The following is a 25,856-nucleotide window of genomic DNA, read 5'->3' on the forward strand; positions in this document are numbered from 1 at the left end:
CCCGCTCTTGTCCTGATCAGGCAAACCAGGGGGACTTTTAGCATACATAAATGGGGAAAAATAACATAAATCTTAATAAAAAGTAAAAATGCTGCAAATGTAACAGATTTTAACCAGAGAGTTGAGCTATTTTCAAGGAAAGGATAAAAGCGATGTCTGTGGTTTTTTTAAGATAACTCTCAATTAGGCCTAGGTGTAGTGTACCGATGGTAGGCTAAACTATGGAACGATTATCGTGACTTGAGTTGGGAGTTATATTTAATGTACAGTCCGAGTACACTAGCGGGAAACCGTTTATTTGTTTACGAAGTGGCGGGTCTCAATCAAAACGACAATACTGACAGCTTGGATTATTCAATCCGTCAGAGTGGAAGCGTGTTTTTCACGGTTCCCTACAGTCGCATGAATCAAGAAATGCGTCGGATTACCCGTTTAGGTGGTCGTATCGTCAGCATCAAACCCTTAAATGGGATTGCCCCCGTAGCAACTGTTTCTAGTGCCTCCACACCACAGCCAATCGCTCAATCATCGCCCGTCCCCGAACAGACCAAGAAAAAGGCCATGACTCAAGCGAAAGAAAAAACAGATATCCCCGTCAACATCTACCGTCCGAATCAACCCTTTATCGGCAAATGTATCGAGAATTATGCTCTCGTTGATGAGGGGGGTATCGGTATCGTACAACACGTCACCTTTGACCTTTCTGGGGGCGATTTACGCTATTTAGAAGGGCAAAGTATCGGTATTATCCCTCCGGGTACCGATGCTAATGGCAAACCTCATAAATTGAGACTCTATTCGATCGCCTCTACCCGTCACGGTGATAAATTAGACGATAAAACCGTGTCCCTCTGCGTGCGTCAGTTAGAATACCAACACCCAGAAACGAAGGAAACCGTTTATGGGGTTTGTTCCACCTATCTCTGTAATATAGGGGTGGGGGACGATGTGGCTATTACTGGCCCCGTGGGTAAGGAAATGCTGCTACCCAGTGATGAAGATGCCACTATCATTATGATGGCCACCGGGACGGGAATCGCTCCCTTCCGAGCTTTCCTCTGGCGGATGTTCAAGGAACAACACGAAGATTATAAATTCAAAGGTCTAGCTTGGTTGATTTTCGGAGTTCCCAAAACGGCCAATATTCTCTACCAAGAAGAATTAGAGCAAATAGCGGCGGAATTTCCCGATAACTTCCGTCTCACCTATGCCATCAGCCGGGAACAGCAAAATCCCCAGGGTGGCAGAATGTATATTCAACACCGGGTAGCCGAACACGCTGACGAAATCTGGAATCTACTCCAAAGTCCCAAAACCCACGCTTATATGTGCGGACTGAAAGGGATGGAAGATGGTATCAACGATGCTATGAGTGGTGCCGCCACTAAAAATAGTGCTGATTGGTCTGTCTATCAGAAACAACTGAAAAAAGAACATCGCTGGCACGTAGAAACCTACTAAACCAAAAAGGTTCTCTGAAAATTTTTTCGGGTGGGCATTGTCCACCCTTTTTGTCATGGCTTCGGTTAAGATCGGTTTCTTAAAAGGCCTTTAAAAAGATGAAATTCTCTCGACGCTTTTTTCCCGTTTTCCTTGCCCTCTGCCTACTGTTTATTTTGCTGCCCCGGGCCTGGAGTTTTACTAATAGCCAAAAAGAAATTCTGGCAGCTCTAAAAACAGCCGAGATTATTTATCTGGGAGAAAGGCACGATAGTCAAGCCGATCATCAGGCCCAATTAGCTATTATCGAGTATTTACAGGCTAATAATCCCCAAATAGCGATCGCTTTTGAGATGTTTCAACGTCCTTACCAAATCTATTTGGATCAGTATTTAGCCGGCAAAATTAGCGAAAATCAGTTGAGAGAAAAAAGTGAATACGACCAACGTTGGGGATTTGATTGGGAATTTTACGCCCCGATCCTGCGCTTGGCCAAGGCGAAAAAACTACCAGTGATCGCCCTAAATACACCCACGGAAATCACTAGAAAAGTGGCACGGGAGGGATTAGAAAGCCTCTCCACCTCAGAAATGACCTACATTCCCCCTAAAAGCGAAATAAACCAGGATAACGAGGAGTACCGTCAACAGATCCTAGCCGTTTATCAGCAACACACGGGGGGCAAAAGTCAGGGATTCGATCGCTTTTTTCTGGCACAGGTCCTCTGGGATGAAACCATGGCCGATGCGATCGCTAAATTCTGGCAAGCTCATCCCGAATATCAGATCATCGTCCTAGCAGGAAAAGGTCATATTGCCTACGGTTACGGTATTCCCAGTCGAGTCCAAAGAAGATTAGGCGATCGCGTCAGCCAGCGCTCGGTTTTCTTGGGAGACGCGCCTCAATCATCACCGGAAGAAACCAAAAAACCCGCCGATTATTTTTGGCAGGGGCAAAATTAAGCCAGTCAGGAGCTAGGGAGCAAGGGATGATAAGCTAAGATGCCAGTCTTTCAATTTAGTAGATAATAGGTCTGAAAAACTGAGGCTATTTTATGATTAATTTAACCTGTCAAGATACCGAAACGCTCGATCGCATTTTAGCTGTGACTCGTGCCGTGGGTTGGGGTGGTGCTAAAATTCTCCAATCCTACTACCGCGGTGAAGAGGATTTAGCCGTCAACGAGGAAAAAAAAGGCGGACCTGTGACGGCGGCGGATTTAGCGGCAAATCACTATATTTTAGGGGAATTACAAACAAATTTCTCGGATATCGACTTTGGTTATCTAAGCGAGGAAACCCATCAGGGTAATGAAGCTATCCCGAAAGATTGGGTATGGATTATCGATCCTTTGGACGGAACCCGCGATTTTATCGACAAAACGGGAGAATATGCCCTACATATCGCCTTATGTTATCAAGGAAGACCGATCATCGCCGTGGTTGCCCTGCCGGATCAAGGAAAACTCTATTTTGCCCAAAAAGGAAAAGGCACTTTTCTAGAAACTAGCGACGGAAATATTACACAGGTAAAAGTTGCCAATAAAGATAAAATTACCGATCTCTATCTGGTGGTTAGTCGTACCCATCGTGACCAACGTTTTGATAATTTATTAAGTCAAATACCCTTCTTCGGTAAAAATTATGTGGGCAGTGTGGGCTGTAAAATTGCCACGATCCTCGAACAAAAATCCGATGTTTATATCTCCCTATCGGGGAAATCGGCGGCTAAAGACTGGGATTTTGCCGCCCCAGAGTTGATTTTAACGGAAGCAGGCGGCAAATTCTCCTATTTTGACGGTCAACCGGTGCGCTATAATCGCGGCGATGTGCGGCAATGGGGGGGGATCATGGCCAGTAATGGTCCTTGTCATCAACAACTTTGTCAGTTGTCCACGGCAATCCTCGCCCAAATTGATGCCACTGTCTAATTTCTGCCCCCCTAACCCAGAATCAGAGATCGCTAGAATGGAAAAAAACCAGATCGAGAAATGTTACGGTTAAAAACTTGGCAAGGGTTGATTTTAGCAGTTCCGATCGCCGCTGTGGTCATCTTTCTGATCGTGGCCGCCAGTGTCCAGATCAATCAATGGGGTTTGAATTGGATTTGGGCAGTTTTTACCCTGATTTTTGTTGCTTGGCGCTTCCTGTTGGTCAAATGGACGCGCCCAGCAGTCGGGGAAATTGAAGCCGCCATTGGGGAAATTAAGGCAGAATTAACCCCTCCTGAGGGTGATTCCGGGGGAAATGTTGAGGAAATTATCGAGAGGATTATCGTCGAGTCCCGCAATGATCGCCCGGTTTGGGAAGATTGGGCGACTTTTTGGCAACGCTGTCAGGATTTGGTCAGTGCCATCGCCCATATATATTACCCCGATGTCAAGTACCCCTTATTAAATATTTACATTCCCCAGGCCTACGGTTTAATTCGGGGAACTGTGGATGATAGCGATCGCTGGATGCAGAATCTTTCCCCGGCCCTGAATCAAATCACCATCGGCCAAGCCTATCAGGCCTACGAAGTTTATCAAAAATTGCAACCCTCGGCCCAGAAACTTTGGCAGGTCTGGAATTGGGCGCAATGGGTAATTAATCCTGCCGCCGCAGCGGCTAAAGTTGCCAGTCAAAAGTACAGCGATCGAGCGGATCAGCAATTATTAGTCAATTTAGGGCAAGTTTTGCGGGAAAATGCCCTAAGAAACCTCTCTCGCCAAGCGGTGTTACTCTACAGTGGCGGCAATCTCGCCCCAACTCTCCCCACCAAGACCAAAATCGCCACTACTACTCTCAAGGAAATTCTCGCCCAAGCTGAACCGATCACGGAAATCGATCGCCAACCGGTTAATATTCTGCTGGTTGGACGCACCGGGGCCGGCAAAAGCAGTTTAATTAATACTCTCTTTCGGGCCGATTTAGCCCAAGTGGATCTATTGCCCAGTACCGACGCGATCCAATCCTACCATTGGCAAACCCCAGAAGGAGACGAGTTAATCCTCTGGGATACCCCGGGCTACGAACAGGCAAATCGGGCCGATGATCGGCAAAAGGTTCTTAATTATGCCAAAAACGCCGATTTATTGATTCTGGTAACTCCCGCCCTCGATCCCGCCCTGGCCATGGATGAGGCTTTTCTTAAAGATTTGCAACAAACTATTGACAATTTACCAGTTATAGTGTGTGTTTCTCAAGTCGATCGCCTGCGTCCGGTGCGAGAGTGGCAACCTCCCTATAATTGGCTGACGGGAGAAAGTCCCAAAGAAGTCAATATCCGCGAATGCTTGCAGTATCGGGCGGAATTATTCGAGGATCTCTGCGATCGCATTTTGCCGATGGTCAGTCAACAGCCGGATAGAGAAGCTTGGGGGGATGAGGAGTTATCAATCGCTTTACTGGGGGCAATTTCGCCCGCAAAACAGTTGCGTTTAGCCCGTTTTTTAGCGGATTTAGAAACTCGAACTCTGGCAGCGGCGAAAATAATCGATCGCTATACTTTACAGATGGCCACGGGGCAAGGTTTAACGGCCCTATTAAAAAGTCCTATTCTAGGTTTTATCTCCACTTTAGCAACGGGAAGACCGACTTTAGCCTATCTTTTAGCTGAACAAATTCCTGTGGAACAATTACCAGTAGCGATCGGTAAATTACAGATGGCCTACGAGCTTTATTCTCTCTTAAATACGGAGAATAAAAGTTTTGATTTATTGGCACTTTGGCCAATACTATTAGAAAATTCTAGCACTGCCGACAGGGAAGCTTGGGCCTGGGGTCATGCTCTGGTAGAATATTGGACAAAGAACCTATCGATCGAACAGTTCCGGTCAAGTTATCAGGGGTATTTAGAAACGACAAAAACAGGCCTTTAACCAGATTAATTAAGCTAAAACTTTCTTCCACTTTAAAAGTATAGGAGAGTGGGGAGGAGAGGTTTCTGGGGTTGAGATTTCTGGCCTTTGTACTAAAATTCCTCAGTAGGCAGTTTAAATGCAGTGCAGCTTATACTAAATCCGTTGAGTAATACTAAATCCTGTTTAAAAAGTATAGGATAGTGGGGTGTGGGGTGTGGGGTGTGGGGTGTGGGGTGTGGGGTGTGGGGAGAAACAATTCATAACTTGAGAGTTAATCACACTATTAAAAAGGGATTTGGTATAACGCACAGAAAACGGGTTTCTCCGAGAAACCCGTTTTCTCCTCATGCACTCATGCAAAAAGGGGAATAAATAATCAGTCTTTAATAACCAGATTTAGTATGACAAAGCATTAGCCTCGATTTCTGCATCGCTCATCGATTTAACTCGCTCCCAATCGGTTAAATTATTAATATCTGGGGGATTATTTTCTATATTTATCCTTCCTAAAGCTAGTCTTTCCAGATGCGGTGGCCAGTGCAGAACTACAGTGATATACTAAGGATAACTTGATCAATACTTTCTAGGGAGATTTTGCTATCAATTCCCAGAAAGTATCGAGGTTTAGGTTTTGCGTCCGAGAAAATTAATAATCCGGGGACTAATTTCTTTTGACCAATGTTCTTGGGGATAGTGTTTTGCTTCCGCGAGGGGGATTAATTCCACTCCTGATTTAGTAGCTAATTTTTCAACGGTGACAGAAGATAACCAAGGGTCCGCCATTCCCCAGACAAAAAGGATAGGTTTTTCAAAGTTCTCTAAACCTGTCTCAATTTCTGCCATAGTTTTCGATAGGTTTAAATTGCGAATCGTGGCCAGTAAAGCGCGACCCACTGCCGAAGTTTTTAGATAAGGTTGACGGAAAATAGCCAGATCTGCATCACTAATCACAAAACCGCTACCAGTTTCTAAAGTACGATCGACTAATAAGGGATCTTGAGTCGCCATATCTCCGAGGAAAGGTAGCCCCCATTGTTTCATTATCCAGGGTAATTTGACATCACTGGAGAGGGGAGTATTTAAAACGATCAAGCGCTCAATTTTATCAGGATTTTCTAGGGCGTATTGTAAACCGACGGAGGCTAAAAAACCCTGGACAATGAGGGAGATTTTCGGCAATTGGAGAGCTTGAATAAAATCGGCCAAGGCTTGACAAAAAGCGCTAGGTGTGTAGGCGAAATCTCTGGCATCGGGTTTAGCGGATAAACCGGAACCGATCCAATCGGGGGCAATAGCATTAATGTTATATTCTTCTAAACTGGTTAACAATTCCCGCCAAATATAGCCATGGGCGGGTAAACCATGGAGTAGGATCACGGGGGTTGTGTCCGGTTGTTGAGCGGGGTTAACCTGTCGATAGAACCACTTGAGAGGGCCGACTTCGAGAAAACTTTCTAAAATAGCCATGGTTAATGGGGGATTAATAATCATTAACCATTGTCTAACGTCTAGGAACCGATCGCACCGGCAATTTTCCCACCCTGGCAGTTATAGGGAGCTTGCGTCGAGACTTTGTGCTTCTCCGGGGGTTAAGGGTAAATGAAGACCGCATTCTTGTTTTAAACCCTTGAAACGGGTGTCTCGTTCGTTGCTATCATCGGCGGTTAAAGGCCGACTGGAGTGCCAATCGCCGACGGAGACATAACCCAGATCAAAATAGGGATGGTAGGGAAGATCGTATTTAGTCAGATACTGGTATATGGTTTTGGCATTCCAGTCAAGGATCGGTAATATTTTGTAACGTTCGCCCTGTTGATTGACCCATTGGAGAGTTTTGCGGTGGTCGGTTTGGTCGCGACGTAAACCCGCTAACCAAGCGGTGGCCTTTAATTCCTTCAGGGCCCGTTGCATCGGTTCCACCTTGCGGATTTTGTCGTAGAGATTGAGGGAGTCGAGATCGTTATTTGACCACAGTTTACCGTGGATTGCTTCCATGCGGGCGGGACTGAGGGAAGATTGATAAACTTTCAGGTTTAAATGGAGGCGTTGGCTTAAGTCTTCGGCAAATTGATAGGTTTCTGGGGGAAGATAGCCGGTATCGATCCAAATGACGGGAATATCGGGGATAATTGCGGTGACGAGGTGCAACATCACCGCCGCCTGAATGCCGAAACTGGTACTCATCACCAAACCTTCCCCAAAGGTGGCCGCGCTCCAAGCGACGATTTCTGCGGCGTTAGCGGAGTCAAAACGTTGATTAATTCTGGCGAGGTCGAGGGATAGAGGGGAGGAAAAAGACCGGTCGGCAGTGGCGATGAAGGCGGTTTCTAGGGCCTGTGGATGAGAATTAAGCAAGTGTAAATCTGGCATTCTGGCTAAGATTTAAGGTATTAGTAGCGGCGGATACTGATAGAGTCCAATCTATCCCTGTAATTGGATTATAGCATTGGGCCATCGACCCGCTCTAGCTATTCCTTTTCCTTTCTAGAGCCTGGTTATTCGATCGAGGATAAGCTGTTCGTAATTTAAATTGCTTGTTGAGACGAGGCAAGAGGCAAAAGGCAACACACCCCCAACCCCCACCCCCCCGCCCCCCCCGACATCGGGGGGGTCGGGGGGGCAAGGGGGGGGAGATTCGGCTAATCTAAGAATAAGCGGTTTAAATGCGTCTTAGCTTAATGGAACTAACAGGCCTCAATTGTATCTTAGTCGCTGATTTCAGGATAATTGGACTCTCAGCCCGGCTACTGCGAGAAAAGTTACTATTTAGTAATTCTTTACTTTAAGTTAAGAAACTTATCTAAGGCTAGAACCATATTTGGCGGCCAACGGCGCACGCTTTTTACCCAATCGAGGTCTTGATAGCGGGTATCCATGCCGACGGCGGCTACCCAATTGCTTTCCGCTTCTCCCTGTTGTCCTTGGGTCCATAAAACGGCGCTTAAGGCGGCCCTGACATCGGGGAACATGGGGTATTTGCGGGCAATATTCCGCATTTTTTGGACTGCTTCTGGATATCTGCCCAATTCGTACAGGGCCAGCGCCAGATTAGCTTGCGCCCAGGCAAAATTCGGGGCCAGTTGAGTGGCTTGGCGATAGTCTTTGACGGCGGCTTCCCAGTCCCCTAAACCGCCCTCAGCGTTGCCGCGATTGTTATAGGCAAAGGCATCATTGGGATCTAGTTCTAAAACTTTATTATAATCTGCGATCGCTTCTTGATATTTGCCTTCTCCCTCTAAAGCGGTGCCGCGATTGAGGTAGGGATCGGGGGCATCGGGGGCAATGGCGATCGCTTGGTTGAAATCAGCGATCGCATCCTCTAATTTATTGAGGCTGACTCTGGCATTGCCGCGATTACTCCAGACGGCGGGATTAGTGGGGAATTTGGCGACTAATTGGGTCCAATAGCTTTCGGCCTGGGCGTAATCCCCTTTTTCTGTGGCTTCTAGGGCTTTTTCGGCGATAACTTCCCCTTCTCTAATCTGTTCTTCGCTAATAGTCGGGCTATCGGCATAAGCCGCTATGGGTAGGGCAAAAAAGAGCAATAGACTCAATACACAAGCGGTGATCCAACGCATAATTACTTCATAATTTGTTACTTAATCTTTTCTCAATCTACCCTACTTAGGTGAACTCTGCTCTAGATAGTCTTGATAGCCTAGTCGTTGAAGATTGCTTTGTTTTTCGAGGACGGAATCGGTGAGGGATTGACGATAGGCGATAACTTGCTCTAAAAGATCAGTATTACCAGTGGCGAGAATTTGAACCGCTAAAAGTCCGGCATTTTTGGCATTACCGATCGCCACCGTGGCCACGGGAATGCCTGCGGGCATCTGTACAATTGAATAGAGAGAGTCTAACCCTTGTAAAGTGCGCGTGACTACGGGAACTCCAATCACGGGTAAGGGGGTTAAAGATGCTACCATCCCGGGTAAATGGGCAGCACCACCCGCTCCAGCGATAATCACTTTTATTCCCCTTAAATGAGCGTTTTTGCCGTATTCAAACATTTTTTCGGGGGTACGATGGGCTGAGACGATGGCGACTTCGTGGCTAATCTGAAAGGCCGCTAAAACTGCGATCGCTTCTTTCATGGTGGGTAAGTCGGAATCACTACCCATAATTACACCCACTAGGGGCGCTGCTGTCACCATAGTTACTAGAAAATAATATTTCCCCTAAATTGTATCGGGATCGATGCCTAATTCTCGCAATTTTTGGGCCAATTTTTCTTTAGCTTGTCGTTCCCTTTCTTTCTCTAAAAGAGCCTGTTCTTTCTCTAAAATAGCCTGTTCTTTTGCCTGTCGTTGCTGTAATTCCGCTTCTTGAGGAGTGGGGACTAATTGACCATCGGCGGTAAAATAACGCAGTTTCCGGTCAAATATGCCTAAATATAATCCTAACTGTTCACTCCAGAGATAACCCAGTTCATTGGGAGAAATGGCTTGATATTGTCCCTCAATTAGTCTAAATCCCTGCAATTCTAAACTATTAGGATCGAACCAAAAATAATTAGGAGTGCGAAAGGTATTTTGATAGAGAATTTTCTTGTTATTGCGGTCAATATTAGCCGTAGAATCGGAGAGAATCTCGACAATTACATCGGGATATTTACCCTGTTCTCCCCAAACTACCCAACTTTTGCGGGGACGTTTTTCGGTATCTAAAACCACAAAAAAATCAGGACCCCAGAAATCGCGCTTTTTTAGTTGTTCCTCGTTGTAGTAGATGGTTAGATTTCCCGAAGCGTAGTAATCACTCCTCTCGCGCCATAATAATTCTAGACAACTAAGGAGAATGATGATCTGTTGCAGGTGTAGATCACTTTCCAATGGTGGTTCATCACTCCATAAATCTGTGGGGGGATAGGTGACATCTGGGATAATGTCTAGGGCTGTCATGACTTTTTCCCGATATTTTAGGATTGATTAATTATAGCTTTTTCCCACAATTGCACAGATAGGGCGGGGCGGGATTTTAACCAATAACTTAAGTAGGTAGGCGTTAAAAATCATCAGACACCCCCCTTATCAAGGGTAGGGTTGATTCATGAATCAACCCTACCTTATCAAGGAGGGCAGGGGGGATCGAACCTAAAATCCATTTTTAATTTAATTATAACCAGCTACTTAATCCTAGACCTTGACCGATCGCCTTTCGCACTTTATCCTAGCGCCATGGGCAAATATCTTAAAACTTCTATACAATAGCCCCAATAAGCCCGATAACAACGATGACTGAAACCTTAATTCAACCTGCAACCCTAGTAGAACTCTTACGTTACCGCGCCACGGCACAACCAGAGGGCCATGCCTACACTTTTCTTATCGATGGTAAAAAAGAAACCCCACCTTTAACCTACAGTGAACTCGATCGCCAAGCAAGAGCAATCGCCGCCTATTTGCAAAAATACCAGGCCCAAGGAGAACGCGCCCTATTACTCTATCCTCAAAGTTTAGAAGTAGTGGCCGCTTTTTGTGGTTGTCTCTACGGGGGAGTGATTGCCATTCCCGTCCCCCCACCGGAATCGGGACGACTTAAGCGCACTCTGCCCCGTTTACGCGCAATTGTCAAGGATGCTAATGCCACCTTTGCCCTAGTTACCGAAAGTATTCTGACTCTTATTGAAGGTGTGAAGGAAGAATTCCCAGAATTCGACCAAATGAAATGGATTACTACCGAAAGTATTGATATTTCCCTAGCGGACCAATGGCAAGATCCCCAGGTGGATAAATCGGCGCTTGCCTATCTGCAATATACCTCCGGTTCGACTAATATCCCCAAGGGGGTGATGCTAAGTCATTTTAACCTGATGCACCATTGCGGTTACTTGCAAAAAGCTTGTGGTTACGAACCGGATAGCGTTACCCTCACTTGGATGCCCTATTTTCACGATTACGGGTTAGTCGAGGGTATCACCGTCCCCCTCTACAACGGTACACCCTGCTATCTCATGTCTCCCTTTGCTTTTATTAAGCGTCCGATGCAGTGGTTAAAAAATATTACTAAGTACAAAGTTACTCATAGTCAGGCCCCCAACTTCGCCTATGATCTTTGTACTCGCAGGATTAAAGCTGCCGATTTAGCGGAATTAGACCTGAGCAGTTGGCAGGCCGCGGGAAATGCCGCCGAACCGATTAACCCGAAGGTCATGGCCAAATTTGTCGATACTTTTGCAGATTATGGCTTTTCTTGGCAAACTTTCGCCCCTGCCTACGGATTAGCTGAATATACCCTCTTGATTTCCAATAAACCCAAGGGAACCACCCCAATTATCACCGCTTTGGATGCCACCGCCTACGAACGCGGTAAAATTGTCCCTGTAGGTTCCGATCAAACCACGGGAGTTAGATACGTCCCCAGTTGTGGTCGTCGCGTCTGTGATACCCGTATAGCTATCGTTAATCCCGATACTTTCACCCTTTGTGCAGCCGATGAAGTGGGCGAAATTTGGGCCAGTGACCCCAGTATGGCCGCTGGATATTGGCAACGGGAAGACGCAACCAAAGAGACTTTTCAAGCTTATCTTGCTGATACGGGAGAAGGGCCGTTTTTACGCACCGGAGATTTAGGTTTTCTTCTCGATGGGGAATTACATATCACGGGACGGATTAAGGATTTAATTATTGTCCGTGGCAGTAATCATTATCCCCAAGATTTAGAATGGTCAGTACAGCATCTTAATGAGGTTTTTCGTCCCGATTATGGTGCCGCTTTTTCTATTGAAGATAATGGGGAAGAACAGTTAGTTATTGTCCAGGAATTAGAACGTCGCAGCGGGGCATTAGATACGGCCAAATTAATCGCCGATATCCGTCAAGAAATCGCCGAAGAACACGAAATTATGACCCATGCCATTGTTTTAGCTAAATCGGGAACAATTCTCAAAACTGCCAGTGGCAAAATTCAACGTCGCGCTATTAAACAGAATTTTCTCAATGGGAATATGAGTATTATCGATGCTTGGTCAGAAAATCCTCAGTTAGTTAGTAAATTCGATCGCTCTATTTCTGAAACAGAAGCATAGTTTTTCGGGTGGGCATTGCTCACCCGATCGAGTATAACAGAGGCAGGGGGCAGGAGGCAGGGGGCAGGGGTAGGGTTGATTCATAGTAGGGTTGATTCATAGTAGGGTTGATTCATGAATCAACCCTACCCGTTGGGGGCGTGGCGCGGTCACTGAGCCTGTCGAAGTGCCGCCCCCAAACCCCGGAGCGCATTAGTTTTTCGGTGGGATGCTTACAGACGGCTGCTGATATATCTGTAATAATTTAAGAGTCACTCCACTTGCATTTGAACAGAACAAGTAAGGGCGAAGCATTCGGATAGGAAATCTACGGTTTCAGCGATAGGTTATCGCTCGAATGCTTCGCCCCTACAGGACCCTTGACTTGTGGGGAAAGGTAGAAATTAAGAGGCAAATAATCCCGATATTAATAAAAACGTCGGCCAGATTAAAAACAGGAAAATTAATCAATCGAAAATCGAGAAAATCCACCACATAACCAAACAAAAAGCGATCGATCCCATTGCCGAAAGCGCCTGCTAAAATAAAACCGTAGGCTAATTGTTCCCAACGACTTAAATGCGGTCCAAAGTAAGCAAAAGCCATTAATCCCAAACTAACTAATAAGGATAGCCATTTGAGCCAACCAACACCGCCACGAAAAACACTAAAAGCCGCCCCGGTATTAATCACATAGGTGAAATGAAAAACCCCCGCAATAATCGGGAAAGTATCACCAATTTGCTCAAAACTCTGCACGGTTATATACTTAGTTACTTGGTCTAAAATTAGACCAAGCACCGCCACTATCCAAAACCAGCGATTCTTTTTTAACATTGGCTGTGGCATCAATAAAATAATAATTTACGGAAGAAAAAGGCAATAATTGCCACCACACAAATTACTACTAACTGCCCTAAAAATGGCCAGACTGAATAATTCATAAATAGGGTGGGCAAACTATCGGGAAAGATGATTTGACTGGCTTGGGGCTGAAAAATCGACAATCCCAGCATATATAATAAACCGCACAGATGAATCACTAACAAACCGGCAAAAGCACTTAAAGCCAGGGTTTCTATCTTGGCGCGCCAGCGAAAAGCCAGCCAACCACACAGCCATGCCCCCGGCATAAAGCCTAAAATATAGCCAAAACTGGGTTCTTTCAGATAACCCATTCCCCCACCCTGGGCAAACACAGGCAACCAAGTTAAACCGAGAAAAATATAGGCCACCTGGGCGAGAAGCCCAGCATTTTTGCCCCCCAGACAGCCCGTTAACAATACTGCCCCAATTTGGTAAGTTATGCCTAGTTTTTGTGAAGATAGACCCGCAGCCGACCAACTAGCTAGGCTTACTGGAACGAATGTACTAAAAATTGTCAGCAACAAACCAATCAAAGCCCAGAGTAGCTCATTGGGAACCGATAGGGAAGCGCGCCGCGGCGGAGATTCTCGTCCTCGACGTGATTTAGGTTGCCTGTTGGGGTTGGTATTCACCGGGGATGGGGGCTTCTCCTCCTATTAAACTAAGATCAGCCAACATCGCCTGATCCTGTTGGGGGGGTTGTCCTAGAGTGGTCAAATAATGCCCAATCAGCATAGCATTAATTCCCGATTTTAGCCCCAGATTTTGCAATTCTCCCATCACCGCCTCTCGTCCCCCGGCATAACGGAGGATTTGTTGAGGTAAGATAAACCGGAAAATAGCGATCGCTTTTAGGGCAGTAAAAGGGTCTAGTTTGGGTAAATGACCTAAAGGGGTGCCACTTCTGGGGTTTAATAGGTTAATCGGCACTGATTCCACTTCTAATTCCGCCAGGGAAAAAGCTAAATCGATACGATCGGTCCAACTTTCCCCCATACCGATAATTCCGCCCGTACAAGCCTGAATTCCCGCCGCTTTCAGGTTTTTTACCGTTTCTACCCGATCCTGCCAACTGTGGGTGGAGACCACGTTAGGATAAAAATTCTCGGAAGCCTCTAGATTGTGATTATAACGGGTAACTCCGGCTTCTTTTAAGGCTTGCGCTTGGGCAAGGGTTAACTCTCCCAGGGCGCAGCAGGGTTTAATCTTGGCTGTTTCAATGATTTCTTGAACTGTGGCCAGTATTTCCTCGAATTCCTTGGATTTGGGGCTATTATACTTTAATCCCCGTCCTTGACTAACTAAACAGAAGCGTTTGGCCCCCGCGTCGGCTGCTGCTTTCGCATGGCTGACGATTTCCTCGCGACTTTTTAAACCGTAGATAGGCGAATCTTGTCCGGGATGGTGGACGGATTGGGAACAAAAACTACAATTTTCCGAACAACTTCCCGATTTTATGTTGATAATGCTACATAAATCCACCGTATTGCCACAACAGGCCTGACGAATGCGATCGGCAGCCTCGCATAAGCTGAAAATATTTTCCTGACCTTCGATCGCAGTTAAAGCTAGGGCCTCTTGCTTACTGAGTCGATCGCCGGCGATAATCTGATTAGCCCTAGTCTGTAACCAGTTTTTTAAGGCTTCTCCCTCCACGGGGATAGATTGAGTAGCGGTGTGTGTAGAGACTTGTACCACGTCGTTTATGCTCTAACTAAGTTAGGCTCATCTTATCATTATTCAGTTACCGGGGAAAGATTAATAAAAAACTTTAGAAAAAAATACCCTTTTGTGCTAAACTACCCGCAAAAGTTATCTTGTCTCCGATTTTATGAAAGTCATTCCGACGGAAATTCCTGATGTTTTAATTATTGAACCGCAAGTTTACGGAGACGATCGAGGTTTTTTCTTGGAAAGTTTTAATCAGAAAAATTTTCGAGAAAAAACTGGAGTTAATACCACTTTTGTCCAGGATAATCACTCTATGTCCTTAAAAAATGTCCTGCGAGGATTGCATTATCAAATCCCCAATCCCCAGGGTAAACTGGTGCGAGTAGTGAACGGTAGTGTTTTTGATGTGGCAGTGGATGCGCGTCAAAGTTCCCCCACTTTTGGGCAATGGGTAGGCTGTATTTTAAGTGCGGAAAATAAACGTATTTTCTGGGTTCCCGAAGGTTTTGCCCATGGTTTTCTAGTCCTCTCCGAGCGAGCAGAATTTCTCTACAAAACCACTAATTATTATTATCCCCAATACGAAAAAACCATCGCCTGGAATGATGCCGATTTAGGGATTGACTGGCCCTTAGATACCCCGCCGATTCTCTCCCCTAAAGACCAAGCTGGACAACCCTTTAAATCCGTGGAAGTTTTCCCCTAAAGACAATGAAAAAAGTTTTACTAATTGGTGCTAAAGGTCAAGTGGGACAAGAGTTACAGGTAACTTTACCCCAGTTAGGTGAAGTTATTAGTATCGGTCGAGAAGAACTAGATTTAACTAACTCGGAAAAAATCGGCCAGTTAATTAGGGAAATTCACCCCGATTATCTGGTTAATGCCTCCGCTTACACCGCAGTGGATAAAGCCGAAACCGAGCCAGATTTAGCCTATTCTATCAATGCTACAGCCCCGAAAATTATGGCGGAATCTGCCGAGAAAATTAAAGCTAAATTTCTCCATATTTCCACCGATTATGTCTTTGATGGTCGAAAAAATACCCCCTATCTAGAAACCGATCTAACTAATCCTTTAGGGGTTTATGGACAATCAAAGTTAAGGGGAGAAGAGGAGATTAAAACTGTTAATTCTCAGGCAATTATCCTGCGGACTGCTTGGGTTTACGGCAGTTATGGCAAAAGTAATTTTGTCAAAACTATGCTGAGATTAGGCAAGGAAAGAGAGGAGTTAAAAGTAGTTGTTGATCAGGTGGGAAGTCCCACTTGGGCAAAAGATATCGCCACGGCAATTACTCACCTTTTAATTAATGCCGATAATCCCGCAGGAATCTATAATTTTACTAATAGCGGTGTTGCCAGTTGGTTTGATTTAACTAAAGCGATTTTTGAGGAGGCAAAAATAAGCGGTATTCCCTTAAAAATTCAGAGAGTAATTCCCATTACTACTGCTGAATATCCTACCCCGGCGGTGCGTCCGGCCTATTCGGTTCTTTCCGGTCAAAAAATCTCGCAACAATTGGGTTATATTCCTCCCTATTGGCGGGATTCCCTCAAAGCTATGCTCACCCAACTATTTAATCTTTAAAACTATGAAAGCACTAATTTTATCCGGTGGTAAAGGTACGAGGTTACGTCCCCTAACCTATACTGGGGCAAAACAGTTAGTTCCCGTTGCCAATAAACCGATTTTATGGTATGGAATCGAGTCAATTGTCGCCGCAGGAATTACCGATATTGGCATTATTATCAGTCCCGAAACCGGGGAAGAAATTCGTCAGACCACGGGCAATGGTGAACAGTTTGGGGCTAAGATAACTTATATTCGCCAAGATCAACCAGCCGGATTAGCTCACGCGGTTAAAACTGCCCAATCTTTCCTAGGAGATTCCCCCTTTATTATGTACTTGGGTGATAACCTAATCGAGGATGATTTATCGCCCTTTTTAGGCTCTTTCCAAAAACAGTCTCTTGACGCTTTAATTCTGCTGCGAAAAGTGTCTAATCCTAGTGCTTTTGGGGTGGCAAAAGTAGATGAAACCGGCAAAGTTTTATACTTAGTCGAAAAACCCAAAGAACCTCCCTCAAATTTAGCTTTGGTGGGGATTTATTTTTTTGCCCCCACCATTCACCAAGCGATCGCATCTATTCAACCATCGGCCAGGGGTGAGTTAGAAATTACCGACGCTATCCAAGAATTAATCAATCAAAATAAAGCAGTAGAAGCGAATAAACTACTGGGTTGGTGGTTAGATACGGGTAAAAAAGATGATTTATTAGAGGCAAATCGGATTATCCTCGATACCTCTCTAGAAATCGCTTTGCAGGGAGAAATTGATGCTAATAGTCAGGTGATCGGACGGGTAAAAATTGGTCAGGGTAGTAAAATTATTAATAGTACCATTCGCGGCCCTGTCATTATTGGAGAAAATTGTCACATTGAGAATTGTTTTATCGGTCCCTATAGTAGTGTGGCTAATGGAGTAAAATTAATCGATGCCGACATAGAACACAGTGTTATTCTCAAAGATGCCACGATTATTGGCATTCATCAGCGCATAGTTGATAGTGTTATCGGACGACGGGCAAAATTAGAAATCGCTCCCCAACGTCCAAAAGCTTTACGCTTTATGATTGGGGATGATTCCCATGTGGAATTAGTCTAGTTATCAGGGATTAACTGCCCCTTTAATTAATACCAGAGGATCGAGAATTTCCTTAGCTAATTCCCCAGCGGTTCCCTGGTTTTTCTGGCAAAGATTGACATTTTTAGGAGAAAAAAGCCCACCTAACTATGTTATAATCAAGAGTCTGACCTATTTTACCGTTCTAGAACTATGACGCAACAGTATCGCATTACCCTACTACCCGGCGATGGCATCGGGCCGGAAATCCTCGCTGTCACCGTAGAGATACTGAAAGTCATCGGTAAAAAATTTGACCTCCAGTTTGACTTCCAAACCGCTTTAATTGGAGGGGCAGCCATTGATGAAACCGGCAGTCCCCTCCCCGAAGCAACCCTGAGCGCCTGTAAAAATAGTGATGCTGTTCTTCTGGCCGCTATTGGGGGTTATAAATGGGATAATTTACCCCGGCAGCAAAGGCCAGAAACGGGATTATTAGGCTTAAGATCTGGCCTAGGTCTTTTTGCTAATTTGCGTCCTGCCACCATTTTTCCGCAATTAATCGACGCTTCTAGTCTCAAACGGGAGATTATCGAGGGAGTGGATATCATGGTCGTCCGAGAATTGACCGGGGGTGTCTATTTCGGTCAACCGAAGGGGATTTTTGAGACAGAAACGGGAGAAAAATGCGGTGTAAATACCATGGTTTACTTGGAGTCGGAGGTGGACCGCATCGCTAAGGTGGCCTTTGAAATTGCCCAAAAACGCGGCAAGAAACTCTGTTCCGTCGATAAAGCTAATGTTCTCGATGTTTCCCAACTCTGGCGCGACCGGGTGACGAAAATCGCCGCTAATTATCCCGATGTGGAACTTTCCCATCTCTACGTCGATAACGCGGCCATGCAGTTAGTCCGGGCCCCCAAACAATTTGATACTATCGTCACGGGCAATTTATTCGGTGATATTCTCTCCGATGAAGCGGCCATGTTAACCGGTAGTATCGGAATGTTACCCTCCGCTAGTTTAGGGACTGCTGGGGTGGGAGTTTTTGAACCTGTCCACGGTTCGGCCCCAGATATCGCCGGCCAAGATAAAGCCAATCCGATCGCCCAAATTCTCAGCGCTGCTATGATGTTAAAATATGGGCTAAATCAGCCTTTAGCGGCAGCAGCGCTGGAAAAAGCCGTAGAAAAAGTCTTAGATATCGGTTATCGGACTGGAGATATTTTCTCGGAGGGTATGACCTTGGTGGGATGCCAAGCTATGGGCCAGGCCATCCTGAAAGTTTTAGAATCCTAACAAAAGTGGCATAATCGGAAATCGTCATATACCATTGATTTAATAAATATGTCAATTTAATCGTGGGGAGACGAGTGATATGGTAGCCCTATCCGAGAAAACAGAACAACAGCGTGTCGATATGGAAATCCCAATTTTGTTAGATCCTACTGTCTTACGGGCAGCCAGACGCATTTATCGCATCTACTGTACCCTCAATAGCAGAGTTAGTAAACGTCCTTTCGGTGTCGCTATTAACCGCGACAATCATCGCGGCCAATTGATTTTTAACAATAAACCGATTCTTCTCCCTGGGGAATGTTTCGTCCCGATTAAGCAAATCGAATCGGAAGCTTATTAATTTTTGTGAAGATTTGCCCCGAATATCTTGCCAAACGTCAGCTAATACCCACTGGCGTAATTTTTTTGTTTACTAACGCGATGTGCAACTAAGGAGAGACAAGAAGCTCAAAGCGTAATATATTAACTTTAGTAATTACAAAAAGAAGTAGTTCTATGAGTGACATCAAGCCAATCCCAAATGAATTTGTAACTGTCAAAGGCCCTTATGGCGTTATTAATCACGGTGACGGCTACGCCATTGTGATTGTACAAACAGGAGAATGTATCGCACGCAATATTTCCTCTTTTCTTGATTGCGTCAAAACCATTGATCACCTATTGGGGACAATGCCACCGCCACCACCGCCACCACCGCCACCAAACGACGACAAAGAGCTAGATCGTGTTCTTCAAGATTATAAGCCTGATATTCAGCGACTAATCAGAAAATATGCTCCAGAGACGAGAAGGGTTAAAAAAAATAGTAATTTTCTTGGTTATACATGGTATAAATGCTATGACGACTCAGGAAAGGTATTAGGGCGGGTCAGAGGAAGTGATGATGATCGCTATTGGCAGTATGGCGGTCTAGATAGTCAAAAACATTATTAAATTTACGCGATGTGCAACTAACAATGACAGAATCAGGGTTCCAGAGGATACTTTAATCTCTGGTGATTTCTGAAAGCCTTGTAAATCAAGACTAAAAATATAGTTGTACACTGGGTTACTATAAAAAGAATGTTCGGGAATAATCTTAACTCTACCCTAATCCAAGACCTCGATCGCCTAGAAAATCGTCTTCGGGAAATTCCCCTCGAACCGGGAGTGTACTTCCTGCGCGACCAAAATGGCGAAATTCTCTACATTGGTAAATCCAAAAAACTCCGGTCTAGAGTCCGTTCCTATTTTCGTCCCAGTCAACCCCTCAGTCCCCGCATTGCTTTAATGGTGCGACAGGTGACGGAAATTGAATTTATCGTCACCGACACGGAAGCAGAATCTTTGGCCCTAGAAGCTAATCTAATTAAACAACATCAGCCCCATTTTAATACTCTCCTCAAGGACGATAAAAAATATCCATACATTTGTATTACTTGGTCGGAAACCTACCCGCGCATTTTTATCACCCGCAAACGTAGCATAAATAACCAAAAAGACCGTTATTATGGTCCCTACGTCGATACCAGGCTGCTGCGCCACACTTTACACCTAATTAAACGCACTTTTCCCCTGCGTCAACGTCCCCAACCTCTTTTTAAAGACCGTCCCTGTTTAAATTATGATATCGGTCGTTGTCCGGGGGTTTGTCAAAAATTAATTAGTCCCCAAGATTATCGAGAAACCTTGCAGAAAGTGGCGATGATTTTTCAGGGAAGGACGGGGGAATTATTAGACAAATTAGCAGCAAAGATGCTAGAAGCGTCGGAAAACCTAGATTTTGAAAAAGCGGCCACGATTAGGGATCAAATTCGCGGATTACAGGCCCTTAATACCGATCAAAAAGTCTCTTTACCCGATGATACCGTATCCCGGGACGCAATCGCTTTAGCTAAGGACGAGCAGCATTGTTGCATACAATTATTCCAAGTGCGTTCCGGTCGTTTGGTGGGACGTTTGGGATTTTTTGCCGATAGTCAGTCAGCAAACGAGGGAGAAATCCTGCAAAAAGTCCTAGAAGAACATTATTTATCGGTGGAAGGGGTGGAAATTCCCAGCGAAATCCTGTTACCCTGCGAATTACCGGAAGGTGAGGTGTTAGCGGGGTGGTTAAGGGAAAAAAAGGGTCGCAAAGTCGAGTTAACTGTCCCCCAACGGCAAAGTAAAGCGGATTTATTAGCTATGGTCGAGAAAAACGCTCTTTATGAGTTAGAAAAGACGAAAAGAAGCGCCGACCGAGATTTACAGTCTTTGCAGGATTTAGCGGTAATTCTCGATTTACCGGCACTACCCCACCGCATCGAAGGTTATGATATTTCTCATATTCAGGGTTCTAATGCAGTCGCGTCGTCAGTGGTGTTTATCGATGGGGTGGCCGCTAATCAACATTATCGTCACTATAAAATCAAAAATCCCGAGGTTAAAATCGGCCATTCCGATGATTTTGCCAGTTTAGCAGAAGTAATTCGCCGGCGTTTCCGTCGTTATGCCGAAAATCCCGATAATATTGCCGAAAGTGATGATTTTCCCGATTTGGTCATGATTGATGGGGGAAAAGGACAATTATCGGCAGTGGTGACAGTTTTAGGGGAGATGAATTTATTAGAACAGGTAAAAGTTGTTAGTTTAGCTAAACAGAGAGAGGAGATTTTTTTACCAGGGGAATCCTCTCCTTTAGAGACGGATAAGGAACAACCCGGAGTGCAATTATTGCGTCGAGTCAGGGATGAAGCGCACCGCTTTGCTGTTAGCTTTCACCGACAACAAAGAATGCAAAAAAGTCGCCGTTCCCGTCTGGATGAGATACCGGGGTTAGGTTTTAAGCGACAAAAAGATTTATTAGCTCATTTTCATTCTCTGGATTATATTCGCGAAGCTTCCCTAGAACAATTGCAACAGGTGACAGGAATTGGGGAACAATTAGCTAAGGAAATTTATAATTATTTTCATCCTAGGTAGGGATAAGCTGTTGAAGAATATCTAAGGCTTGACGGGGGGTTATGATGAGAATATCTTCAATAAAACTCTATGTTCTACAAGCGATCGCAGTACAACTGAAAACCTAGACTAACGCTGAGTAACTTCACTCAAGGCTTCTTGCAGCAGTTCATCACTTACGCCATGACGCTTCAAACTAGCAACGAGAGCAGAAATTGTATCTCCCTCTAGACGCTCCAAATCCTCACGCAGCCCTTGTCCAATGTAAGCACGGATCAAAGGTTGATAACCTGAGAAACCAAGCAACGGTGCAACCCGCTTTAAATCTTCAATCACATCTTCGGGAATAGGAATCGTGATTGTAGTCATAGGGCGATTTCTCTCCAGCCGTTTTTTTAATGCCTCAACTTTCATTGACTAGACTCTGTTTCAACGTTTGTCTCTCTATTTTAACCTAGGCTTATTGACAGATAAAAATCAATTCAGGGTAATTTTATGCTAATCTGCGACTTACCGACGTAAGTAGGTAGGTGTTAAAAGTTCTCAGCTCCCCCCGCCTATCGGCACCCCCCTCATCAAGGTAGGGTTGATTCATGAATCAACCCTACCTTAAATTAACCCTACTATGAATCAGCCCTATCCTTATCAAGGGGGCAGGGGGGATCAGACGCAAAATCTATCTTCAATTTAATTATAACCAGCTACTTAACTGCTTAACTGAATCTGCTAGGATGCTATCACAGAATAGAAGACCACATCTATTAATTGCTGAGGCAGAACTAAGTTTAACCGCTCCTTTTTTAACTACTTATATCGCTTTCAGGCAAAAAATTAGGCGTTTTCGGTTTACCATGGTCAAAGTGTGCTTTCTAGGCTAATGACTTTGACTAAAACCCCCGTGATCAGAAACCGTCGTTTTTCCCCGCGCAATCTCTTTGAGACTTGCATGGCCCTATTGGTGTTATGTAATTATATTCTGGTTATTTTCGATTTAACCTATATTCCCCTGCGAGATTTTTGGTTACAGGGACGCTTGCAAATAACTTTATTAAGATTTAATGAACCAATAAAACTCGGGCCGATTGCCTTTCAAGAATTACAAATACCCCCCGATCAACCCCTAGAAATTCCCTTTGTTAAAGGAATCGCTAAGTATGATGTGGTGAAAGGGATTAAACCCTATCGCAGTACCAGTGAATATTTAGATACGGTTAATAAACTTAATCAAATAATTAATCAAAAGCTCTTTAACCCAGAGTTTAATCTGGGAGAATATCGCCAAGAGATTGAGAAGATTTTAGACAATTTGCGCCAAAAAAGTGTCGATATGATCGATAATAATCCCTTTGCCTCGGCGGAGAAAACTGGGACTTTAGAGAAGATTAAAAATAAAATGCGCTTGCGGGTTTTTCAAACAGAAAATGTTTCTGCAAAAACAGCCTTTCAGAAGTTTTGGACTTGGGATTATCTCAGTCAAAATGGCTGGGAAAAAGAGTTGAAGTTTTTTAATCAAGAAATTCAACCTTTAATAGAAACTAATTATTTTCGTCCCCTAGGAGAAGATGGGAGACCGATAGATAACTTTGAGGCGATCGATTTTTTCTTTGGAACCATCTTTTTCTGGGAATTTATGCTGAGAACTTGGTGGATTGCTCGCACTCATAAAGGTCTGCGTTGGCGCGAGGCTATGTTATGGCGATGGTACGATATTTTTCTGTTTATTCCTATCTGGAGATGGTTGCGATTTATTCCTACCGTTATTCGCCTAGATCAAGTTAAAATTATTAACTTAAGGTTGATTAAAGAACAGGCAGTTAAAGGCTTAGTTGCGCTAATTTCTAAAGATATTACTGAGATAATTGTCCTGAGAATTATTAATAAAATTCAGGAATATATTCGACAGGGACAAGTGGAGAAACTTCTCGATCGATCCCTCAATGGCGGATATAATAATCTCAATGATACTAATGAAGTTATTGAAATTTTTCAGTTAGTAGTTAATAGCACCGTTAACAAGGTTTTACCGCAAGTTAAACCAGAAGCAGAAGCTTTAATTAAATACAATATCGAGAAAATTCTCAGTCAAACTCCCGCTTATCAAAGCTTATTGCGATTACCCGGCATGAAAGGATTAAAAACTGACTTGAGCAATCGTCTATCTAGTCAATTGTATCAATCTTTTGTTAACATAGCGGAAAATATTACCCAGGAAGACGAAGTTTTTGAGCGTTTATTGCAGCAATTAGTCCAGCGTTTCGGGCAATCTCTCGCCGGGGAATTACAATCCCGTCACAGTTTAGAAAGAATCGAGATGTTATTAATTATCTTCCTAGAAGAAGTGAAATTAAACTATGTACAAGAATTCTCGGATGAAGACTTAGAAACTATCCTCGAACAAACTCGCTTACTCCACTCTCAAAGTACAGAAATTAGCCCGGTAGAAACCATGAATCCCCGTCGTCTTCCCTAAAAATTAGTGATCATTGATTAGGTAATCTTGCTTGACATTTTGATCACTTTTGTACTAAAATATCCGATGAAAAATCCATTACTCAATTAACCTAATTATCTACTCCCATGTTAACAAAAATTATTCTCGGTTTACTGTGGTTAGGCTTCGGATTATACGCTTTTTTACTAGCGCCCCCCGATCAACCAGATACAGTGAATTTAATTATCGATCTTTCCACTGGGAAATGGCAAGATATCAACCCGTTAATTATTGCTCTTTTTAACCTGATGGGAGTTTGGCCAATTATCTACACTAGCCTTTTAATTATCGATGGTCGTGACCAAAAAATCATCGCTTGGCCCTTTGCTTTTGCCTCCTTTGCTGTGGGTGCTTTCGCTATTTTACCCTATCTAACTCTCCGTCAACCTAATAGCAATTTTACGGGTAAAAAAAATCTGGTCATTAAACTTTTAGACTCACCTTGGTTGGGAGTAATTGCCCTAATTACTGCGGCAATTTTAATCGCTTACGGATTAATTAACGGCAATTGGTCTGATTTTTGGCATCAGTGGCAAACTAGCCGTTTTATTCATGTTATGAGTTTAGATTTCTGTCTTTTAACCCTATTATGTCCAATTTTGCTGCAAGATGATCTAACCCGACGGGGATTAAAAAATCCTTTCCTGTTGCCGGTAATTTCCCTATTGCCTCTAATCGGTCCGGCAATTTATTTAATTATTCGTCCTCGCTTAGGGGAGAATTAAGGGTAAATTACCTTGGGGAAACTCGGCCTAGTTATCAGTTGTTTTTTAACCATTTCTTGACAAGAGAAGTTCATATTTAACAAAAATTATGCTGAGGTTCCCCTAAAATATGGGGAAAGAGATTAATGTCCAGATTAGAAGGAGTGTTTACCCTTGTTAGAGAGTCAAAAACCACCTCGGATTTACTGCTTTCAAGCTGATTATCTTGCCTCCCAACAATTTAACCCCCAAGAGATTCCCGCTTGGTTATCCTTAGAGGTAAACTGGCAGGGTTATAGAATTCATACCCTACCCTGGGTAGCAGACGTAGCTAGGGTATTAGGATTATTAGCGATCGAAGATACCCCCCAAGGGTGGCAAGATTATTTAGAAAGCTTGGGATTAGCCAAAATTAGGTTAATGGACAGCGAGGAGTTTTTTGAGGATAAATCTTTATCGGGATGTTAAAAATGCCCTATAATTGGCAATTTAGTGATGATTCTACCAGTCAATTTATGCCCTATAAACTACTCTTCGTCTGTTTAGGAAATATCTGTCGTTCTCCCGCTGCCGAGAATATCATGACTTATCTGATTGAACAAGAAGGATTAAGCAATAAAATCCTCTGTGATTCCGCGGGAACTGCCGGTTATCATATCGGTTCTCCTCCCGATTCTCGCATGAATACGGCGGCCAAAAAACGCGGTATTCCTCTGCAAGGGACAGCTAGACAATTTACCCGCGAGGATTTCGAGAATTTTGATCTAATCTTAGCCATGGATAAATCCAATTATCAAGATATTTTATCCCTAGATCGGACAGGAAAATATCAAGAAAAGGTCAAGTTAATGTGTGACTATGCCCGTTATCACCCAGAAAAAGAAGTTCCCGATCCCTACTACGGTGGTCGTGAAGGTTTTGACCGCGTAATCGAGCTACTTTTAGACTCCTGTGGCAGTCTTTTGGAGGACGTAAAAAACAAAATTTAAGTT

General features: G+C 44.1%; 25 protein-coding genes. 16 read left to right on the forward strand and 9 right to left on the reverse strand.

Annotation, left to right across the window (positions count from 1 at the left end; all coding sequences use genetic code 11):
• The first annotated feature begins 261 nt into the window (after positions 1-261).
• The 4 genes from cpcD/petH to O9334_RS00900 all read left to right on the forward strand — a co-directional run bounded on the left by cpcD/petH (position 262) and on the right by O9334_RS00900 (position 5,302).
• Positions 262-1,461: a bifunctional rod-capping linker CpcD/ferredoxin--NADP reductase PetH gene (gene cpcD/petH, locus O9334_RS00885; RefSeq protein WP_045361436.1), complete on the forward strand. Its 1,200-nt coding sequence runs from the start codon at positions 262-264 to the stop codon at positions 1,459-1,461.
• Between the two features lie 98 nt (positions 1,462-1,559).
• Positions 1,560-2,402 (forward strand): ChaN family lipoprotein, encoded by an 843-nt coding sequence (locus O9334_RS00890; RefSeq protein WP_045361438.1) that lies wholly within the window; start codon positions 1,560-1,562, stop codon positions 2,400-2,402.
• Between the two features lie 92 nt (positions 2,403-2,494).
• Positions 2,495-3,370: a 3'(2'),5'-bisphosphate nucleotidase CysQ family protein gene (locus O9334_RS00895; protein WP_045361440.1), complete on the forward strand. Its 876-nt coding sequence runs from the start codon at positions 2,495-2,497 to the stop codon at positions 3,368-3,370.
• A 60-nt stretch (positions 3,371-3,430) separates the two neighbouring features.
• On the forward strand, positions 3,431-5,302 hold the full coding sequence (locus tag O9334_RS00900) for a GTPase family protein (protein ID WP_287998525.1): 1,872 nt from the start codon (positions 3,431-3,433) through the stop codon (positions 5,300-5,302).
• 606 nt (positions 5,303-5,908) lie between these two features.
• Here the strand turns inward: O9334_RS00900 and O9334_RS00905 are convergent.
• The 5 genes from O9334_RS00905 to O9334_RS00925 form a co-directional block, all read right to left on the reverse strand.
• On the reverse strand, positions 5,909-6,775 hold the full coding sequence (locus O9334_RS00905; protein ID WP_287998529.1) for an alpha/beta fold hydrolase: 867 nt from the start codon (positions 6,773-6,775) through the stop codon (positions 5,909-5,911).
• Positions 6,776-6,832: 57 nt separating this feature from the next.
• Entirely contained in the window at positions 6,833-7,654 is an 822-nt protein-coding gene (gene cysH / locus O9334_RS00910; RefSeq protein ID WP_287998531.1) for a phosphoadenosine phosphosulfate reductase, read from the reverse strand.
• A gap of 407 nt (positions 7,655-8,061) precedes the next feature.
• Complete coding sequence (locus tag O9334_RS00915; protein ID WP_002761720.1) at positions 8,062-8,862, reverse strand: tetratricopeptide repeat protein; 801 nt, start codon at positions 8,860-8,862, stop codon at positions 8,062-8,064.
• Positions 8,863-8,904: 42 nt separating this feature from the next.
• Positions 8,905-9,438 (reverse strand): 5-(carboxyamino)imidazole ribonucleotide mutase, encoded by a 534-nt coding sequence (gene purE, locus O9334_RS00920; RefSeq protein WP_287998533.1) that lies wholly within the window; start codon positions 9,436-9,438, stop codon positions 8,905-8,907.
• A 24-nt stretch (positions 9,439-9,462) separates the two neighbouring features.
• Positions 9,463-10,185 carry a Uma2 family endonuclease gene (locus O9334_RS00925; protein ID WP_287998537.1) on the reverse strand — a complete coding sequence of 241 codons (723 nt, stop codon included), beginning with the start codon at positions 10,183-10,185 and terminating at the stop codon, positions 9,463-9,465.
• Between the two features lie 332 nt (positions 10,186-10,517).
• On the opposite strand from O9334_RS00925, the gene O9334_RS00930 reads away from it, so the two are divergent.
• Positions 10,518-12,311, forward strand: coding sequence for a fatty acyl-AMP ligase (locus O9334_RS00930; protein WP_287998539.1), 1,794 nt, complete (start codon positions 10,518-10,520; stop codon positions 12,309-12,311).
• Positions 12,312-12,659: 348 nt separating this feature from the next.
• On the opposite strand, the gene lspA is transcribed toward O9334_RS00930, so the two are convergent.
• From lspA to bioB, 3 genes are read right to left on the reverse strand one after another with little or no spacing between them, the layout of a single operon-like run.
• Positions 12,660-13,127: a signal peptidase II gene (gene lspA, locus O9334_RS00935; RefSeq protein WP_287998739.1), complete on the reverse strand. Its 468-nt coding sequence runs from the start codon at positions 13,125-13,127 to the stop codon at positions 12,660-12,662.
• An 11-nt stretch (positions 13,128-13,138) separates the two neighbouring features.
• Complete coding sequence (locus O9334_RS00940; RefSeq protein ID WP_287998541.1) at positions 13,139-13,789, reverse strand: biotin transporter BioY; 651 nt, start codon at positions 13,787-13,789, stop codon at positions 13,139-13,141.
• A complete protein-coding gene (gene bioB / locus O9334_RS00945; RefSeq protein WP_002802627.1) occupies positions 13,761-14,855 on the reverse strand; it encodes a biotin synthase BioB in 1,095 nt (364 codons plus the stop codon). Before bioB ends, O9334_RS00940 begins: the two co-directional genes overlap by 29 nt.
• Positions 14,856-14,988: 133 nt before the next feature.
• Between bioB and rfbC the strand changes: the two genes are divergently transcribed.
• From rfbC to uvrC, 7 genes are all read left to right on the forward strand, one after another.
• On the forward strand, positions 14,989-15,534 hold the full coding sequence (gene rfbC / locus O9334_RS00950) for a dTDP-4-dehydrorhamnose 3,5-epimerase (RefSeq protein WP_287998544.1): 546 nt from the start codon (positions 14,989-14,991) through the stop codon (positions 15,532-15,534).
• A 5-nt stretch (positions 15,535-15,539) separates the two neighbouring features.
• A complete protein-coding gene (gene rfbD / locus O9334_RS00955; RefSeq protein WP_045361495.1) occupies positions 15,540-16,415 on the forward strand; it encodes a dTDP-4-dehydrorhamnose reductase in 876 nt (291 codons plus the stop codon).
• Positions 16,416-16,419: 4 nt separating this feature from the next.
• Positions 16,420-17,493: a glucose-1-phosphate thymidylyltransferase gene (locus tag O9334_RS00960; RefSeq protein ID WP_287998567.1), complete on the forward strand. Its 1,074-nt coding sequence runs from the start codon at positions 16,420-16,422 to the stop codon at positions 17,491-17,493.
• A 171-nt stretch (positions 17,494-17,664) separates the two neighbouring features.
• A complete protein-coding gene (gene leuB, locus O9334_RS00965; RefSeq protein WP_287998568.1) occupies positions 17,665-18,750 on the forward strand; it encodes a 3-isopropylmalate dehydrogenase in 1,086 nt (361 codons plus the stop codon).
• Between the two features lie 79 nt (positions 18,751-18,829).
• The gene (locus O9334_RS00970) at positions 18,830-19,090 is read left to right on the forward strand and encodes a hypothetical protein (protein ID WP_002734814.1); all 261 of its coding nucleotides are present in this window, start codon (positions 18,830-18,832) and stop codon (positions 19,088-19,090) included.
• Positions 19,091-19,245: 155 nt separating this feature from the next.
• Positions 19,246-19,683: a hypothetical protein gene (locus tag O9334_RS00975; RefSeq protein WP_042790379.1), complete on the forward strand. Its 438-nt coding sequence runs from the start codon at positions 19,246-19,248 to the stop codon at positions 19,681-19,683.
• 129 nt (positions 19,684-19,812) lie between these two features.
• Positions 19,813-21,690: an excinuclease ABC subunit UvrC gene (gene uvrC, locus O9334_RS00980; protein ID WP_287998571.1), complete on the forward strand. Its 1,878-nt coding sequence runs from the start codon at positions 19,813-19,815 to the stop codon at positions 21,688-21,690.
• A gap of 108 nt (positions 21,691-21,798) precedes the next feature.
• On the opposite strand, the gene O9334_RS00985 is transcribed toward uvrC, so the two are convergent.
• Positions 21,799-22,083 carry a hypothetical protein gene (locus O9334_RS00985; protein ID WP_045361508.1) on the reverse strand — a complete coding sequence of 95 codons (285 nt, stop codon included), beginning with the start codon at positions 22,081-22,083 and terminating at the stop codon, positions 21,799-21,801.
• 463 nt (positions 22,084-22,546) lie between these two features.
• On the opposite strand from O9334_RS00985, the gene O9334_RS00990 reads away from it, so the two are divergent.
• The 4 genes from O9334_RS00990 to O9334_RS01005 all read left to right on the forward strand — a co-directional run bounded on the left by O9334_RS00990 (position 22,547) and on the right by O9334_RS01005 (position 25,853).
• Positions 22,547-24,139 carry a hypothetical protein gene (locus O9334_RS00990; protein ID WP_287998574.1) on the forward strand — a complete coding sequence of 531 codons (1,593 nt, stop codon included), beginning with the start codon at positions 22,547-22,549 and terminating at the stop codon, positions 24,137-24,139.
• A 107-nt stretch (positions 24,140-24,246) separates the two neighbouring features.
• Positions 24,247-24,885, forward strand: a complete 639-nt coding sequence (locus O9334_RS00995; RefSeq protein ID WP_287998577.1) for a DUF2834 domain-containing protein — start codon at positions 24,247-24,249, stop codon at positions 24,883-24,885.
• Between the two features lie 153 nt (positions 24,886-25,038).
• Complete coding sequence (locus O9334_RS01000) at positions 25,039-25,332, forward strand: hypothetical protein (protein ID WP_002733401.1); 294 nt, start codon at positions 25,039-25,041, stop codon at positions 25,330-25,332.
• Between the two features lie 2 nt (positions 25,333-25,334).
• Positions 25,335-25,853 (forward strand): low molecular weight protein-tyrosine-phosphatase, encoded by a 519-nt coding sequence (locus O9334_RS01005; RefSeq protein WP_287998580.1) that lies wholly within the window; start codon positions 25,335-25,337, stop codon positions 25,851-25,853.
• The last annotated feature ends 3 nt before the right edge of the window (positions 25,854-25,856 follow it).

This window comes from Microcystis sp. LE19-8.1F (assembly GCF_027531715.1).
Taxonomy (GTDB): Bacteria; Cyanobacteriota; Cyanobacteriia; order Cyanobacteriales; family Microcystaceae; genus Microcystis; species Microcystis wesenbergii_A.